The sequence below is a fragment of the Sandarakinorhabdus sp. genome (genome assembly GCF_987265915.1).
The window spans coordinates 2707190-2723832 of the sequence record NZ_OZ503948.1 but is presented as its reverse complement, the minus strand read 5'-3'; the positions used below and the strand labels follow the sequence as shown (position 1 = coordinate 2723832).

At 62.2% G+C, this 16643-nt stretch carries 14 protein-coding genes and 1 tRNA gene; 6 read left to right on the top strand and 9 right to left on the bottom strand.

The window, feature by feature from the left end; translation table 11 throughout:
• Window positions 1–14 precede the first annotated feature (14 nt).
• Both metH and AC6UUM_RS13010 read left to right on the top strand, forming a co-directional pair.
• Window positions 15–2678, top strand: a complete 2664-nt coding sequence (gene metH / locus AC6UUM_RS13015) for a methionine synthase (RefSeq protein ID WP_500802699.1) — start codon at window positions 15–17, stop codon at window positions 2676–2678.
• 57 nt (window positions 2679–2735) lie between these two features.
• Complete coding sequence (locus AC6UUM_RS13010) at window positions 2736–3458, top strand: hypothetical protein (RefSeq protein ID WP_500802698.1); 723 nt, start codon at window positions 2736–2738, stop codon at window positions 3456–3458.
• Window positions 3459–3465: 7 nt separating this feature from the next.
• On the opposite strand, the gene AC6UUM_RS13005 is transcribed toward AC6UUM_RS13010, so the two are convergent.
• The 7 genes from AC6UUM_RS13005 to AC6UUM_RS12975 form a co-directional block, all read right to left on the bottom strand.
• Window positions 3466–3768: a hypothetical protein gene (locus tag AC6UUM_RS13005; RefSeq protein WP_500802697.1), complete on the bottom strand. Its 303-nt coding sequence runs from the start codon at window positions 3766–3768 to the stop codon at window positions 3466–3468.
• Window positions 3765–4115, bottom strand: coding sequence for a type II toxin-antitoxin system RelE/ParE family toxin (locus AC6UUM_RS13000; protein WP_500802696.1), 351 nt, complete (start codon window positions 4113–4115; stop codon window positions 3765–3767). The genes AC6UUM_RS13005 and AC6UUM_RS13000 overlap by 4 nt, the downstream gene beginning before the upstream one ends.
• A gap of 129 nt (window positions 4116–4244) precedes the next feature.
• On the bottom strand, window positions 4245–4739 hold the full coding sequence (locus AC6UUM_RS12995; RefSeq protein ID WP_500802695.1) for a PaaI family thioesterase: 495 nt from the start codon (window positions 4737–4739) through the stop codon (window positions 4245–4247).
• The gene (gene yghU, locus AC6UUM_RS12990; protein ID WP_500802694.1) at window positions 4736–5602 is read right to left on the bottom strand and encodes a glutathione-dependent disulfide-bond oxidoreductase; all 867 of its coding nucleotides are present in this window, start codon (window positions 5600–5602) and stop codon (window positions 4736–4738) included. The genes AC6UUM_RS12995 and yghU overlap by 4 nt, the downstream gene beginning before the upstream one ends.
• A gap of 345 nt (window positions 5603–5947) precedes the next feature.
• Window positions 5948–9004 carry a type ISP restriction/modification enzyme gene (locus AC6UUM_RS12985; protein ID WP_500802693.1) on the bottom strand — a complete coding sequence of 1019 codons (3057 nt, stop codon included), beginning with the start codon at window positions 9002–9004 and terminating at the stop codon, window positions 5948–5950.
• 287 nt (window positions 9005–9291) lie between these two features.
• Window positions 9292–10527 carry a serine hydrolase domain-containing protein gene (locus AC6UUM_RS12980; RefSeq protein ID WP_500802692.1) on the bottom strand — a complete coding sequence of 412 codons (1236 nt, stop codon included), beginning with the start codon at window positions 10525–10527 and terminating at the stop codon, window positions 9292–9294.
• Between the two features lie 23 nt (window positions 10528–10550).
• Entirely contained in the window at window positions 10551–10772 is a 222-nt protein-coding gene (locus AC6UUM_RS12975) for a DUF6356 family protein (protein ID WP_500802691.1), read from the bottom strand.
• A 99-nt stretch (window positions 10773–10871) separates the two neighbouring features.
• Here AC6UUM_RS12975 and AC6UUM_RS12970 point away from each other — a divergent pair.
• Window positions 10872–10946, top strand: a tRNA-Val gene (locus tag AC6UUM_RS12970).
• A gap of 47 nt (window positions 10947–10993) precedes the next feature.
• Here the strand turns inward: AC6UUM_RS12970 and AC6UUM_RS12965 are convergent.
• Both AC6UUM_RS12965 and AC6UUM_RS12960 read right to left on the bottom strand, forming a co-directional pair.
• A complete protein-coding gene (locus tag AC6UUM_RS12965) occupies window positions 10994–11362 on the bottom strand; it encodes a tyrosine-type recombinase/integrase (RefSeq protein WP_500802690.1) in 369 nt (122 codons plus the stop codon).
• The gene (locus tag AC6UUM_RS12960) at window positions 11362–11553 is read right to left on the bottom strand and encodes a hypothetical protein (RefSeq protein WP_500802689.1); all 192 of its coding nucleotides are present in this window, start codon (window positions 11551–11553) and stop codon (window positions 11362–11364) included. The genes AC6UUM_RS12965 and AC6UUM_RS12960 overlap by 1 nt, the downstream gene beginning before the upstream one ends.
• A 222-nt stretch (window positions 11554–11775) precedes the next feature.
• Here AC6UUM_RS12960 and AC6UUM_RS12955 point away from each other — a divergent pair, with 222 nt between their 5' ends.
• The 3 genes from AC6UUM_RS12955 to AC6UUM_RS12945 all read left to right on the top strand — a co-directional run bounded on the left by AC6UUM_RS12955 (window position 11776) and on the right by AC6UUM_RS12945 (window position 16632).
• Window positions 11776–12423, top strand: coding sequence for a TetR/AcrR family transcriptional regulator (locus tag AC6UUM_RS12955; protein ID WP_500802688.1), 648 nt, complete (start codon window positions 11776–11778; stop codon window positions 12421–12423).
• Between the two features lie 65 nt (window positions 12424–12488).
• Window positions 12489–13550 (top strand): efflux RND transporter periplasmic adaptor subunit, encoded by a 1062-nt coding sequence (locus AC6UUM_RS12950; protein WP_500802687.1) that lies wholly within the window; start codon window positions 12489–12491, stop codon window positions 13548–13550.
• Between the two features lie 31 nt (window positions 13551–13581).
• The gene (locus tag AC6UUM_RS12945; protein ID WP_500802686.1) at window positions 13582–16632 is read left to right on the top strand and encodes an efflux RND transporter permease subunit; all 3051 of its coding nucleotides are present in this window, start codon (window positions 13582–13584) and stop codon (window positions 16630–16632) included.
• Window positions 16633–16643 lie beyond the last annotated feature (11 nt).

Here is a 16643-nt window from a genome sequence, read left to right as displayed (position 1 = left end):
CCGCTGGGGAGGGGTTGAGACACGGCGAGCCGCAGGCGACCGAAGGTCTACCCGGCCCGGGAGAGGGGTCGCGCAGCGCCAGCTTCATCAACATCGGTGAGCGCACCAACGTCACCGGTTCCGCCGCGTTCAAGAAACTGATCCTGAACGGCGATTACACCGCCGCGGTCGAAGTCGCGCGCCAACAGGTCGAAAACGGCGCGCAGATCATCGATATCAACATGGACGAAGGCCTGCTCGACAGCCAGGCGGCGATGGTCACCTTTCTCAACCTGATCGCCGCCGAGCCGGACATCGCACGCGTGCCGGTGATGGTCGATAGCTCGAAATGGAGCGTGATCGAAGCCGGCCTGAAGTGCCTCGCTGGCAAGGGCATCGTCAATTCGATCAGCATGAAGGAAGGCGAAGCGATATTCCTCGAACAGGCGCGGCTGTGCCTGCGTTATGGCGCGGCCGTGGTGGTGATGGCCTTCGATGAACAGGGCCAGGCCGATACCGCCGCGCGCAAGGTGGAAATCTGCGAGCGCGCCTATAAATTGCTGACCGGCATCGGCTTTCCGCCCGAGGATATCATCTTCGATCCCAACATCTTCGCTGTCGCCACCGGCATCGAGGAGCATAATAATTACGGCAATGATTTCATCGAAGCCTGCGCTGAAATCCGCCGCCGTTGCCCGCACGCCCATATTTCCGGCGGGGTTTCCAACCTGTCGTTCAGCTTCCGCGGCAACGAACCGGTGCGCCGGGCCATGCACAGCGTGTTCCTGTATCACGCCATCCAGGCCGGCATGGACATGGGCATCGTCAACGCCGGGCAACTCGATGTCTATGACGCGATCGATCCGGAACTGCGCGAGCTGTGCGAGGATGTGGTGCTCAACCGCCGCGCCGACAGCACCGATCGCCTTCTGGCCGTCGCCGACAAGTTCAAGGGCGGCCCCGCCCGGGCTGCCGATCCGGCCGCAGACTTGTGGCGGCAATGGCCAGTGGAAAAGCGCCTCGAACATGCGCTGGTCAAGGGCATCGATGCTTTTGTGGAGGCCGATACCGAGGAAGCCAGGCTGGTGGCGGCCCGCCCCATCGATGTGATCGAAGGCCCGTTGATGGCCGGCATGAACGTGGTTGGCGATCTGTTCGGCGCCGGCAAGATGTTCCTGCCGCAGGTGGTGAAATCGGCGCGCGTCATGAAGAAGGCCGTCGCCATCCTGCTGCCCTATATCGAGGCGGAAAAGCAGGTTGGCACCTCATCGAAGGGCCGCATCATCATGGCCACGGTGAAGGGCGATGTGCACGATATCGGCAAGAACATTGTCGGCGTCGTTCTGCAGTGCAACAATTTCGAAGTGGTCGATCTGGGCGTGATGGTACCGGCGCAGACCATCCTGGCTGCGGCGCGCGAGCATCAGGCCGACATGATCGGGCTTTCGGGGCTGATCACGCCCAGCCTTGACGAAATGGTGCACGTCGCCGCCGAAATGCAGCGCGTCGGCATGACGATGCCGCTGCTGATCGGCGGCGCCACCACCAGCCGCGTGCACACCGCGCTTCGCATCGCGCCGGCTTATGCTGGCCCGGTGGTGCATGTGCTCGATGCCAGCCGCGCCGTGGGTGTGGCGGGGACGTTGGTGTCTGACACGCTGAAGGACGGCTTCGTTGACGAGACGGCGGCCGAGTATGAGCGCATCCGCGTGCAGCGCGCCGGCTCCGGCCAATCGGCGCTGGTGCCGCTGGAACAGGCACGCGCCAATGGCTTTGCCACCGATTTCGCTGCGCATCCGCCGGTCAAACCGAATTTCACCGGTGTGACCACCATCGACGATGTCACGGTCGAGATGCTGATCCCCTATATCGACTGGACGCCGTTTTTCCGCGCCTGGGAACTGCACGGCAATTATCCGGCGATCCTCACCGATGCGGTGGTCGGCGAAAGCGCGTCCGGGCTGTTCGCCGATGCGCAGGTGATGCTGGCGAAGATCGCGTCCGAACGCTGGCTGCACCCCAAGGGCGTTGTCGCCATCTGGCCAGCGCGGCGCGATGGTGATGATGTGCTGCTGTTCGGGGATGAAGGCCGCGCTGAGGTGATGGCCCGCCTGCCGTTCCTGCGCCAGCAGATCGCCAAGCGCGATGGCCGCGCCAACATGTGCCTCGCGGATTTCATCCACCCGGAGGCCGACTGGCTCGGCTGTTTCGCGGTGCAGGCCGGCGAGGGCATCGATGTGCAACTGGCGCGCTTCCAGAGCGGCCATGATGATTACAACGATATCCTGCTGAAGGCTCTGGCCGATCGGCTGGCCGAAGCCTTTGCCGAATATCTGCATGAACGCGTGCGCCGCGAGCTGTGGGGGCATGAACTGGGCAACCGCATGTCGTGCGAGGAACTGATCCGCGAACGCTATACCGGCATCCGCCCGGCGCCTGGCTATCCGGCCTGCCCGGAACACAGCCTGAAGCGCCATATCTTCGATCTGATGGACGTGGAGGCGCGCGCCGGCATCACGTTGACCGATAGTTTCGCCATGTGGCCGACGGCGGCGGTGTCCGGATTCTATTTCGCCCACCCGCAAAGCGCCTATTTCGGCGTGGCGCGGATCGGGCCGGACCAGTTGGCGGATTATGCCGAGCGGCTGGGGGTGAGCCAGGAACGCGCCGAACAGTTGCTGCGGCCAAATCTCGACTAGCGGTGAGGGGTTGGCCCGGCCTATTGACGGCATCTTCCCCCGCTGTCTGTTGCCGGATTGAACGCACCCACCGCCTCCTTCCTCGCACCCGAAACCGGCCTGCTGCCGCAGCGTCGGCGCGTGCCGGTGCTCGCCGTGGTCATCGCGCTGCATGTGCTGCTGATCGTGCTGCTGTTGCTGCTCGCGCCGCCACAGCCCAAGGGCAAGCCCGGCGTCGGCAGCATGGTGGCTGTGAACATCGCCGCGCCGACACCCGAACGCGCCAAGCCGACGCCGCAGCGCCAGGCCGTGCGCCCGCCCACCCCCCGTTCAGCGCCGCAGCCCAAGCCGATGGTGACCGCGCCCGATGCCGCGCCGGCAAAATGGAGCTTCGGCGATCCCGAACTGCGCGGGTTCGATATTTCCAAGGTGCCGCAAGCCGAAAGCCCGCCGGCGCAGATGGCCGCCGGTGGCCCGCCGGACAGCGCCGTGGTCGGCATCGCGCCGGATGGCAGCAAGCTTTATGCCGCCGAATGGCAACGCGAGCCGACCGATGCCGAGCTGGCCTTCTACATCCGCGGCAAGGGCCGCCCCGGCGCCTGGGGCCTGATCGCCTGCCGCACCGTGGCCCGTTTCAAGGTGGAGGATTGCAAGGCCATCGGCGAATCCCCCGGTTCCGGCCTGGGCTATGCCATTCAGGAAGCCGCCTGGCAGTTCCGTGTGAAACCGCCGCGCGTTGATGGGCAATATCAGGTGGGAACGTGGGTGAGCATCCGGATCGATATCACGCCGGCACCGTGACCGGCGTTCAATCGACCAATTCCACCTTAAGCCGCTTGCCCACGCCCTGCGCTGCCTTGGCCAGCGACAGCAGGGTGACATTGTGCTCATTGGGGTCGAGCAGACGGTCAAGCTGCTTGCGGCTGGTGTCCATGCTGGCGGCGAGGGCTGATTTGGTGATGCTGGCCGCCTTCATTGCGTCTTCCAGCTGCAGCGCAATCACCCGTTTGGTGGCGGCCAAGGTAACTTCTTCGAGAATGCCCTCTTCGGCCAGCCAATCATCAAGGCTGGTGAAACCGGAAATGTCGCGAGGGGCAGTTGGATTGGTCATGGCGGAGGCCTTGCGGAAAACTCCTGCTGGCGATCACGGGCAATGCGCATCTCCTTGTCCGGCGTGCGCTGGCTTTTCTTGATGAAGCCATGCAGCACGATGAGGTGGGATGTCTCGCGATCAAAGCAGTAGAACAGGCGAAATTCGCGACCAGAAGGCAGGCTGCTGCGCAGTTCAGACAGGCCTTTGCCCAATGGCCGGCTCAGCGGCAGGCCGAGCGGATGGCGGAATTGAAGCGTTTTCAGATCCTCGCCGATGACACGCCGATCGGCGGGATCAAGCGTGCGGATCAGATCGAGGACGACATCATTGCCGGATGGGGTACTGTAGAAGACGAGGGGGAACATTGGAAACTCCCAAACAAAATCAATTGATTGTTCATCTCACTACTCCTCCTTGGCCACTCAATTCACGCAAGGTTGGTCGGCCAATCCAATGGCAAGAAATGTACCATATTTGGTACGAATGTCAACCCCTCACACCATCTTCGCCGCCACCTTCGCCGCATCGATCAGGCTGATCGTGCTCGATGCCTTGGCCAGCACCTTGCCGTCCAAGGTGGTCAGCCGGCCTTCGGCGAACACCGTGCGGCCGCCGGCCTTCTCGATCCAGGCTTCGGCCAGCACGCGGCCGGGATTGGCCGGCGCGAAGTAGCTGACCTTCAGTTCCAGGCTGATCGGCACACGTTCAAAACCATATTTGGCCATCACGGCATGGGCCATGGCGGCATCGATCCAGCCGGCGACGAAACCACCCTGGGCGACGCCGCCGCTATGGCAGATGGCCGGCAGCACTTCATATTCGATCACCGCATGGCCGGGATCGAAGCGCACGATGCGGCGCTGGGCCAGGCTGTGGCCCAACGTGCCTTCGGGGGGCGTGTCGGGCGGTTGGCGAAACCCCTCTCCCGGGCCGGCTGCGCCGTCTCTCGACCTCTCCCCCGTGGGGAGAGGTGATGTTTCGCCGCTCATGCGCCCTTGCCGATCTTGTCTTGCGTTTTCGTATCGAAATCGCTGGCGTCGTGGCGCTCGAGCAACTGGCTGGACGGTTCGCCATAGGGGCGGTTGACCATGCGGCCACGCTTCACCGCCGGGCGCTCGCCGATCTGCTTGGTCCAGCGGATGACATTGGCATAGCCTGCCACTTCGAGGAATTCGCCGGCTTCGTACAACAGGCCCAGGCTCATCGCGCCATACCAGGGCCAGATCGCCATGTCAGCAATGCTGTATTCGCTGCCGGCCATATATTCGTTTGCCGCCAGATGCCGGTCGAGCACATCCATCTGCCGCTTCACTTCCATGGCAAATCGGTTGATCGGATATTCCTGCTTGGTGGGGGCATAGGCATAAAAATGCCCGAAGCCGCCGCCCAGGATCGGCGCAGACCCCATCTGCCAGAACAGCCAGCACAGCGCCTCGGTGCGGGCATGATGCTCGGTCGGCAGGAACGCCCCGAATTTTTCCGCCAGATACAGCAGCATGGCGCCGGATTCGAACAATCGCGTGGGCGTTTCGGTCGAATGATCGACCAGCGCCGGAATCTTGCTGTTGGGGTTCACCTCGACAAAGCCGCTGCCGAACTGATCACCCGTGCCGATGTTGATCAGCCAGGCATCATATTCCGCGCCCGTGTGGCCAGCAGCGAGCAATTCCTCCAGCATCACCGTCACCTTCACCCCGTTCGGCGTACCGAGCGAATAAAGCTGGAACGGGTGCTTGCCGACCGGCAGCACCTTTTCTTGCGTCGGCCCGGCGATCGGCCGGTTGATGTTGGCGAAACGCCCGCCAAAGCCCTTGTCCCAGGTCCAGACTTTGGGCGGCACATAATCGGTCATGGTGGCTCTCCTGATCGCTTGTTCCCTGATGTGGCGCATCAGGGCAGGGTTTGCCAAGCTGTCAGAGCGGGGAGAAATTTTTGGCCATTGGCAAGGCGGGCATCGTCACCAGTTTTGACGGATTTTCCAGACTGGCCGGGCTTCAGCATTGTTTTTGCAGGGATAATAGATTTTCGTGGATTTTTCCTCCATGGTGCCGCTCCACCCCAGCCGTCACCAGCCACAATGACAGGCTTTGGCCGTGTAGGACAGGGAAGGGCCTCCGGCGGCAAGGGTCGCAGACCCTTGACCCGTCAGTTTTCGGGCGGCCCTCACCCCCCGCGCGCGGCCCCAACCCCCAACCCGTCACGGACTTGATGCGGGGTCCCGCTCCGCCGCCTTCATCGCTTCGGTGATCGCCACCGTGTCCACGCTCACCCGCACCACCTTGGCGAGCAGGGCAATCATGCTCTCCTTGTAATCGGCAAAGCGATAGGTGTTGAACTTGGCAGCAATCGTCGGGTCGCGCGGCTTCTTTTCCTTGTGCTGGTCCAGCACCCAATCGATGGCGGACCGATTGCCCAGCCGATAATCCCACGCTTCGCGCGGGATGCCGATGATCTGGGTATCACCATCCACGATCACGCTGCCAGCGCCGGGGTCGGACCGCAGGACCGGCTTGGGCGCGGTGCCGGCGGCGCGCTTGGCCGGCACTTCCACGCGCTCCACCGGCCATGGCTCCACCGTTTCATAACCGATGTGCATGGCCATCAACGCCTCCCCCCACGCCGCCCAGCGGGCAAAATCGGGATAGAAGGGGATGCGCGGAAACTCGCGCTTCAGATTGAGCGCATAGGTTTCGCGATAGATGGGATCATGCAGCACGGCGTAGACATAGTGGAAGATGGCATCCTTGGTGATCTGCCTGGTGTGCAGTCCTGCGTCTTGACTTGCTTGGTAGTGCTTTCGAAACTGAGTGAGCGCCCAGTCGGTGATGTTGTCGATGCGGTCGCCGGACCATTTCGGAAGGTAAATGGCCGGATCAGCCGAATACAGATTCAAGTTTGGCAATAGGTTGGAAGCCAGTACAGAAAAAGGTTGACGGTCTCCATAAAGGAGGATCATGGAGGAATTTCCGCCACTCTTTCGATAGAATCTTTCTGCACCGCCCCGACGGTCAACGAATAGATTCGAATCATAATATTTTCGGATCGTGAATGGCCTATAAATCATATCTATAAAATTGTGCTTTGAAAAAGACTCTTTGCGGCCAGATGCTAGCTTCTGTTTCAGCGAGCTAGACCATTTTATAGAATTATCATCGGTCCGTCCGCTAATATACGCCTTCCTATAAAGCCTGATGAGCCCAACGATTTTTCGAACTAAGGAAGACTTATCTGCGTCTAGAACCCAATCATCACGGTTCGTAGATGTACCTAACGAATAATCTGCGAATATTGTAGCTTTTTGGCCTTCGATGTTCGAATCGCGGGCGACACGTTCAACGGTTGGCAAGAATTCCGAAAATGAATTAAGCCCTTGGTTAATCCATGTTGAGGCTGCCGTAGGCTTTATCGTTGAAAATTGAATCGTGCGCAGATCGTTTCGACCCAACCAGCTAAGTTTTTCTTCGGCCGTTTCGGCCTCAGGGCGCCGAGCATATTTTATCATTGAACCGCTAGAATCTTGGCGACGAACCAGAAACGCAATTGCAACACCTGTCTGAATGCCAAATACGTTGTGTTTGGTGCCAGACAAACTTGGATTTGCCCGAACGTCCCCGCCGAGGTCCACAACCCATATTTCCGCGAACTCTTTCGAAACAATCTTCCGAAATCCATCAAAGGTTTTGCCATCAATAAAACTACGATTTGTGATAAACGCAATAATGCCGTCGCTTTTCAAGCGGTCACTAGCCCATCTATAGAAGCGAGTATACATGTCATAGAGTTTGGTCTTTTGAGCATTGCTTTCTTTGATATATGTGCTTTTGATATTTGCATCAACAAATCCATATGTTCGGTTTTGATTATTGTCATTCTCGCTTTGCTGATTAGCATTATAGGGAGGATTTCCAATTATAACGCTAATTGGACGTTCATTCTGGCGATTGATGCGTTCCATATTCTCGGTGCTTACCGATCCAAACAGATCACCAAAATGTGTTGCGCCCTTTACTGCTTGCAGTGCCCTAACATTGTCTAATGTGTCGACAAAACACAGGTTAACAAATTCGGCAAACTGGCCGGTGACCGCCTGATAGGTCGCCTCGATGTTCAGATTGGCGACGTAATAGGGCAGGATGGCGATTTCGTTGGCGTGCAGTTCTTCCTTGTATTTGTGGCGCAGCTTGGCGTGATCGCCGCGGAAATGTTCCAGCAGTTCGACGATGAAGGTGCCGGTGCCGGTGGCGGGATCGAGGATTTCGACGCCGGGATCGATCAGGTTCTTGCCGAAGTGTTTTTCACACAGCCAGTCGGCGGAGCGGATCATGAAGCGGACGATTTCGCCGGGCGTATAGACCACGCCCAGCCGGTCTGCCGCCTTGGCGTTGTAAACCTTGTAGAAATTTTCATACAGGCCCTTGAGGAAGCCCTGTTTTTCGCTGTGGCTCTGGATGACGGCGGCGGTCGCGCTGATGCCGGAATAATAGGGGGCCAGCGCCTTCAGCAGCTTCTGCTTTTCGCCATAGCCGAACAGCACGCCTTCCAGCTTGTAGAGTTCGCTGGCGACGTTGTTTTGCCGGTGGAAATCCGGGTTGTCGAACACCTTGGCGAAAATGTCTTCGGTCAGGATATGCTGGATCAGCATTTCCTGCACATCATCCTGGCTGACGGCCGGGTTGATGGCTTTCTTGGCGTGGGCCAGAAACGCGGCTTCGGCGGCGGCGAAGCTGGCGCTGCTGCTGCGCTTGTCGGCGATGATGCTGCGCAGCGATTCCAGCACGGCGGGCAGATCGGCGGCGAACTGCTTCACCGCCTTGTTGAAATCGGCAATCTCCGTGCGCTGGTGGGCGAAAAACAGGCTGAGCAGATCGTGCAGCTTGTCTATATCGTCCATGGCGACGCGGCGGCACTCATGGCCATCCTGCCAGAGCACGGCGGTATGATCGTCGGAAAAGATGATGTTGTCGCGTGGGTAGCCTTTGCGGAACTTGTCGGCGATTTCATCATCGAGATTGTCGTCGGCGTCCTTGGCTTCCCAATAGCCGAACGGCACCCGCAGCGCGTGCAACAGCGCGCCATCGACATAGATGCGGGTTTTCATCGGGGTGAGAATGTCGTGTTCAGGAACGAAGTGCAGATCCTGCGATTTGCCCCAGCGTTTCAGCAGATCCTTGAAGGCTTCGCGCAAGACGCTTTCGCGGCGGCTGCCCGATACACTGCGCAACCGATCAAGATCGGCGCGATATTCATTGATCAATTGCCGGCTCAAGCGATTTCCCCGATTGGCGAACGGGATGCACGCTAGCAGGCGGGGATTGAACTGTCAGCCATTGGAAGCCAAGCCCCGGATCAAGTCCGGGGTGACGGGTGAGCCTGTGGGGCAGGCGCGCCTGAAAACGAAAGTGGGTGCAGGGCCTCAGGCCCTGCCCGCCGGAGGCAATTTTCTCTCTGTCGAGACGAGCGCCCTACAGGCTCCGAGGTCAGCGGCGGACCGCTACGCGATGGGCGGTCAGCAGGTGCGCCCGGCTCCCGCGTGTCGCCCCCTCAATCATCCATCGCGGCATAGACCATGGTGCGCATCTGCTTGCGCACCGGCCAGGTCGACGACGGGATCAATTGCGTCATGAAGATGCCGATCAGATCTTCCTCCGGGTCCACCCAGAAGAAGGTGCTGGCGGCGCCGCCCCAGAAATAATCGCGGTTGCTGCCGGGCATCAGCGTCTTGTGCTTGGCCAGCGTGGTGGCAAAGCCCAAACCAAAACCAACGCCATCATAGGCGGCTTCGGAAAACAGGCTGCGGCTCATGGCGGAAATGGCGGCATCGCCGGGCAGATGGTTGGCGGTCATCAGATCGAGTGTCTTGCGGCTGATCAGGCGATGGCCGCCCAATGTGCCGCCATTCAGCAGCATCCGGCAGAATTGCAGATAATCCTGCGCCGTCGAAACCAGCCCGCCGCCGCCGGACATGAACGAGGGCGGCTTGAGAAAGGCGGAGGTGGTCGGATCATCCTGCAGCTCGATGGTGCCATCACGCTTCGGCTGATAGCAGGCGGCAAAGCGGTGCTGCTGCCCGTCGCGCACGTGGAAACCGGTATCGACCATGCCTAGGGGTGCAAAAATCTCTTCGGCCAGGAACTGCTCGAACGGGCGGCCGGACACCACCTGCACCAGCCAGCCGAGCACATCGGTGGCCACCGAATAATTCCACGCGTCGCCGGGCGAGAATTCCAGCGGCAATTTCGCCAGCGCCTGGATCATGCCTTCCAGCGTGCCGGCCTTTTCGATCTCGCCGATCTTTTCGGCGCGATAGGCGGCATCGATATTGGTGCGCAATTGAAAGCCATAGGTGAGTCCGGCGGTGTGACGGAACAGATCGACGACCTGCATCGGCCGTGCGGCTGGCTGCGTCTGGAACCCGGTGCGGTGGGTGCCGGCGACGAACACGCCGAGATTCTTCCATTCCGGGATATATTTGTGCACCGGATCATCCAGCGCGATCAGGCCGCGTTCGACCAGCATCATCAGCGCGACGGACGTGATCGGCTTGGTCATCGAATAGATGCGGAAGATCGTGTCTTCGCGGGCCGGAATCCCGCGTTCCACATCGGCCAGGCCCTGCACGCCGATATGGGCGATCTCACCGTGGCGGGCGACCAGGCTGAGCGTGCACGGCAGCCGGCGGGTTTCGAGATATTGCGCGGCGAGCAGGGCATCGAGCCGCGCCAGCCGGTCAGGGCACAGGCCCAGTTCGCCAGCGGTGTTTGGGGCGTTATCGGTCATGGCATGTTCCCCGGTTGCCGCCATCAGAAGGTCGGCTGATCGAATTTGCGCGGTGCGATATCGTTGTACAGCGCCACGATCGCGTCGGACCCTGCGGTCTTGTAGAGGCCGGGCACCAGGCCATGCACGAAGCATTTGAAGCTGGCGACCAGCAGGCGCCCACCCACCCCGCAGGCTGCGCCCATATGTTCTGTATAGGTCTCGTTCACGCAGCGCGGGTGTTCGAGGAAAAGCCGGGAAAACATCGTGGGCAGCTCCTGATCTTGATCGCCCCGACATTGGCAGCGCCGGCGTGAGCGTGCAACCTTGCATCGTTGCTGCTGTCCCGCTAGGCGGCTGCTGGCGGGCGGTTAGCTCAGCGGTAGAGCGTCTCCTTTACACGGAGAGGGTCGGGGGTTCGAAACCCTCACCGCCCACCAGTATTTCGCAATTGCAGGCAACATGTTGGCGGAATGTCGCCGCTCGATTACCATGCCGCCGAACTTGTCGGTGGTCCGCAAATGGTCCGCACGCCAGGATCGCACAGCGCATCGGACCAAACCCGGATTCTTTCTTGCGTGTTTCGCACTATGGCCATCGCCTCTGGGCGAATGGCAATGTAGCGGCCGGTCGAACCGATCACGGCATGACCAAGTGACTGTTCCATCTCCCGTTCCGGCACGCCGGTTTCACGCAGCCAGGTCGCCATGCTGCGGCGAATGCATTTCGGTTCCACGTTGCTGCTCAGCCCCAAAGCCCGGCGCATGCTATTCCAGCGGAGTCGCATCTGCACCGGCCGTGATTTCCCGGAGGCTATCCACTCTGCAAGCCAGGGGTGCCACCAGCGCAGGATCATCAGGATCGGATTGCGCTTCTTGGTGTGCGCCAGCCAGGTGGATGCGTGTCGATGACGCCGCGCATCAGATCAGCTTGCTCCGATGGTCGCCATGCCCGCACGGCCACCGGTCGCGTCAATGTCGCCACCTGCGCCAGCACGAAGCGAAGCAGCAGCCGATCCTCCAATGTGTAGCCGGTGATACTGGCCATCTCCGCACCAGTTGCGGCACCGCGGCGGCGCAGGCAGGCCCAAATGAGTGCTGTTGAGCCCTCACGGCTTGTGATTCGCTATCTGAACGCGACTGCAGGGCACTGCTCATCGGGATGATTCAGGATTAAGTCGCTTTAATTCAAGCGTATAGGTCTATCGCTGATATAATCGGGAATTCGTGGATTGACATAAATAAGCGAACACTTATGTAAAGTGGCATCATGGTTCAGCTGCCGCATCATTCGACCCTTGGTCGCCCGGTCAACGAGGAAGCCCGCGCGCTGCGGCGGGAACAGATACTGGCGGGTGCCCGCACCTGTTTCGCGCGGAAGGGCTTTCATGCGGCCAGCACGGCGGAGATCAGCGCCGAGGCCAGGGTCAGCGTCGCCAACCTCTATCAATATTTTGCGACAAAGGATGATCTCGTCAGGGCGCTGATCGAAGAGGATCTCGCCGGCGATCTTGAGCTCGTCGAGGCGGTCGAGGCGGCCGGCAGCTTTCGCGAAGGGTTGGAAATGGCGAACCGCCTGCTGATCTCGGATTTCGATGTTGTCCAGGACAGCCGCCTGCGGCTGGAAATCCTGGCCGAGGCATCCCGCAATCCCGACATCGCCGCGGTGGTCAAGGCCGCCGATGACCATCTGGTGCACGTCCTCGGTGCATTGATCGAACGATATCAGGCCAAGGGTGAACTCAGCAGCGACTTCGCACCGGCGACAGCCGCAAGGCTGATCGTTTCGCTGTATGACGGCATGATTGGCCGCTTCGCCTTCGGCCTCGCCGAGACCGAGCAGTTGATCGCCGCCGCTGACAATTTTGTTTTCCAGGCGCTGGCAGCCGTAAAGGCACCCCTCCTCCCCATCGCTTGAACCCTGACGTCACGATCCTTGCGGGCGCGCTGCGGCGTGGCCCGTCGCTTCAACAGGAGTATAATGTGAGCAAGGCCTCCCTTATTTTTATTCTATGTGGCGCGCTGGCGCTGCCGGCCTGCTCGCCCGCGGTTGTGGAGACCGCCACGGCCACGCCGCGCACCGTTCTCGTCAGCCGGGCAGGGGCGCCGACAAACCCTGCCGATCTGGTGATCGGCACCGTGCGCGCGGCACGGATGCACGTCGTTGCGTCCGAACAGGGCGGTCGTGTCGTTGCGCTGCTCGTCGATGTTGGCGATCGCGTCACGGCGGGGCAGGTGGTGGCGCGGCTTGATGCAGCGCCGCTTGACCTTCGTGTCAGCGCAGCAGCCGCAGAAGCGGCGCGCGTCGCGGCCACTGCTGCCGAACGCGGCCGCCACGCCGAACGCATGCAGCAACTGGTTGCCGACGGCACAGCCTCTCCGGCCGAGCTTGACGCGGCACTCGCCGAAGCGGCGACGGCGCGCGCTGCGCTGCGGCTGGCCGACGTGCAGGCCAGCCAGGCACGGCGCGACAGGATGCTGGCCTTGGTACGGGCACCCGCCAGTGGCGTTGTCGCGGCACGCCCCGCCATGCTTTCGGCGATGCTTGCACCGGGCGCGCCGGTGTTCGAGATCGAGGCGCACGGCGATCGCCTGGTCAGCGCGGCACTACCCGCGGCTGCCGCAGCCCGGCTGCAACCTGGAACAGCCGTCACCTTTCGCGGCGCCGGCACGATGGGCCAGGCGCGACTGATCGGGATCAGCGCCCGCGACAATGGCGCGGGCGGCCGTGACGCCCGCTTTGCGGTTGTGGCCGGGGCGCCGGCGCCGGGTGCGACGGTCGAACTGATGCTGCCTGGCGACGCTCTGTCCGCCTCGGCCAGCGTGCCTATATCGGCTGTCCTGGAAGGTCGCGACGGCAGCCAAAGTGTGCGCGTCGTTGGCGCGGGCAACCGCTTGCGCGATGTGCCGGTGCGCATGCTTGGCCTCGCTGGTGCCAGCGCCCTTGTCCAGGGCGGTCTGGCGGCCGGCGATCTCGTCGTCGCGGCCGGCGGCGAATTTCTCGAACCTGGCTTTGTCGTCCGCCCCCATCTCGCTGCGCGTTGAAGCCATCATCGCCCGAATCAGGATTCAACCCATGTCGATTACTGCGACAGCGCTCCGCCGGAGCCGCTTTACCATCGTGGCCGCCATCGCTCTCTTCCTGTCGGGACTGGTCGCGCTGCTCGATTTCCCGGCCACCGAGGAGCCCTTTGTCCAGGTGCGTGCCGCCACGGTCGAGGCCTATCTGCCCGGTGCGACCAGCGATCGGATCGAACAGCTTGTCGCCAAGCCCATCGAGGAGCGGCTGCGCGAGGTCGCCGAGGTCAAGACCATCGACACCGTCGTGCGGCCGGGCTCGGTGTTCATCGCGATCACGCTTCACGATGGGACTGTCGCCGGCCGGCTGCCGGCGATCTGGCAGCGTGTGCGCGTCAAGATGGACGAGGTGCGTGGGCAATTGCCTGACGGGATCAGCCCCATCGTCATCAATGACGAATTCGCTCGCGTCGCCGTGCGTAGTTTGGCCCTGACCGGCAAGGGCTATAGCGCTGGGCAACTGCAGGATTGGGCGCGCATCGCGCGTGACCGGCTGCAGACCGTCGAGGGCGTGGAGCGGATTTCGCTGCATGGGGTGCGCGAGGAACGCGTGTTCATCGATCTGGCGCCGGCCAGACTGGCCGCCGCCGGCCTTTCCTATGACGCGGTGGCGCGCCATCTCGCCGAGCGCAACATTGTCGCGACCGCTGGCGAGATCGATACCGGTCGGCGGCTGCTGGCGCTGGAACCGACTGGCGATCTGTCCGGCATTGCGGCCCTGGCGGCTGTGCAGATCCCAATGGCCGGTGATCGCCGCCTGCCGCTTGGCGCGCTCGGCAACATCACCCGGCAAGCGGCCGATCCACCGCAGACAGCGGTCGTGGTCAATGGCCAGCCTGCCGTGGTGCTGGGCATATCGATGCGCACCGGTCTCAATATTCTGTCCTTTGCCGATCGGCTCGATACACGGGTGGCCGAGGTCGAACAGGCGCTGCCGGCCGGCATGCGGCTGACCACCATCACCGACCAGTCGCAGGTGGTGGAAAAGGACCTGTTCAAGGTCGGCCAGACGTTCCTTGAAACCGTTGCGGTCGTGATTCTGGTGGTCGTGATGTTCCTTGGCTGGCGGGCCGGACTGGTCACCGGTGTGATTGTGCCGTTGACCGTGATGGGCACGCTGATCATCATGCGCCTGCTCGACATCGAACTGCACATGGTCTCGATCGCAGCCATCATCATTTCGCTGGGGCTGTTCGTCGATAACGGCATTGTCGTTGTGGAGGATTATCAGCGCCGGCTGGCGGAGGGCGAAGCGGCTGACGTGGCAGCCGAAGCCGCCGGCCGCACCATGGCCCCGCCGTTGCTGACCTCCAGCCTTGCCATCATCCTTGCCTTTGCGCCGCTGGTCGCCGGCACCAGCGACACGGCCGAGTATATGCGCAGCCTGGCCATCGTCATGGCCATCACGTTGCTGCTGTCGCTGTTCCTGGCGCTGACCGTGACGCCGCTGATGTCGCGCCACTATGCCGGTGCGCACGATGCCGCCCATGATGACAAGGGTTGGCTCGCCAGCGTGCGGCGCTGGTATGAAGGCAAGGTCGGCTTCATCGTCACCCGTCCTGCTACGGTGGTGGCGGCCATGTTCGGGTTGTTGCTGGCTTCCCTTGCGATCTTCGCCACCATTCCGCCGCAGCTGCTGGCCGCTTCGGCGCGGCCGCAAATTCAGATCCCGGTCGAACTGCCGGCCGGCGCTTCGACGCGGGCGAGCTATCGGTTGGCCACCGCCATGTCGGCCGTGCTCGCCGACGCGAAGCGCTTTCCCGAACTGACCGGCAACGCGTTCTACGTCAACGATGGCGGCCCGCGCTTCATTCTCAGCCTCAACCCGCCATCGCCGGCGCCGCACCGCATCTATGCCGTCGTCAATCTCGACAAGGATGCCGATATCGAAGCGACCCTTGCAAAGCTGCGCCAGACGTTGGGCGCCCGCTTTCCCGCAGCGCGGATCGAGCCGAAGCGCTTCTCGCTGGGCATGTCCGAAGCCGGTACGGCGGTGTTTCGGCTGACCGGCCCCGATCGCGCCGAGCTGGAGCGCGGCGCGACGGCGCTGAAGCGGGCACTGGCGGCCGTCCCCGGCACCACGGACATTCGTGACGATGCCGAGGGCCGCGTCACCCGGCTGGTGGTTGATATCGATCATGCCAGGGCCATGGCGGCCGGTGTGTCGGCCAGTGCGGTTGCCCGCAGCCTTGAAACCGCGACCGCGGGCATGCCGGTGACGATGCTGCGCCAGGGCGATGTGCTGGTGCCGGTGGTGCTGCGGGCGCCAGAGGAGGCGCGCACCGCGCCCGAGCGGCTGGCCGCCCTGCCGGTGTTTGGCGCCAATGGCAGCGTGGCATTGGGCCAGATCGCCAGCGTGCGTCTGGCCAGCCAGCCAAGCGTGCTGATGCGCCGCGATCAGAGCCCGGTCATCACCGTATCCGCGCATCATCCGGCGCTTGGGTCACAGGAGATTGTCGATCGCGTTGCGCCTGCCATCGAGAAGCTTGCGCTGGCGCCGGGCCACGCGCTCGAACTTGGTGGCGAAATCGAGGAAAGCCGCATCTCCAATGAAGGCATCGAGCGCTATTTCCCCATTGCCTTGATGGGCATGGCAGCGCTGTTCCTTTGGCAGTTCGGGTCGATCCGCAAAACCGCGATCATCATGCTGTCGATCCCCTTTGTGCTGATCGGGGCGTCATTGGGGTTGAAGCTCAGCGGCGAAGCGATGAGCTTCACCGCCACGCTCGGGCTGCTCGCGCTCGCTGGAATCATCGTCAACAATGCCGTGCTGCTGCTCGAGCGAATCCAGGAGGAGCGCAGCGCTGGCCTGCCGCTGAACCAGGCAGTGGCGACGGCTGCTGCGGTGCGCCTGCGCCCCATCGTGATGACCAAGCTCGCCTGCATCATGGGGCTGGTGCCGCTCTATCTGTTCGGTGGCGCGCTTTGGCGGCCGATGGGTGCCGCCATGATCGGTGGACTGGCGCTTGGCACCCTCATCACCCTTGCCCTTATCCCGGCCCTTTACGCGCTGCTGTTCCGCGAGCGGCAGTCGGTAGCCGCTGCTTGACGAAAGACAGA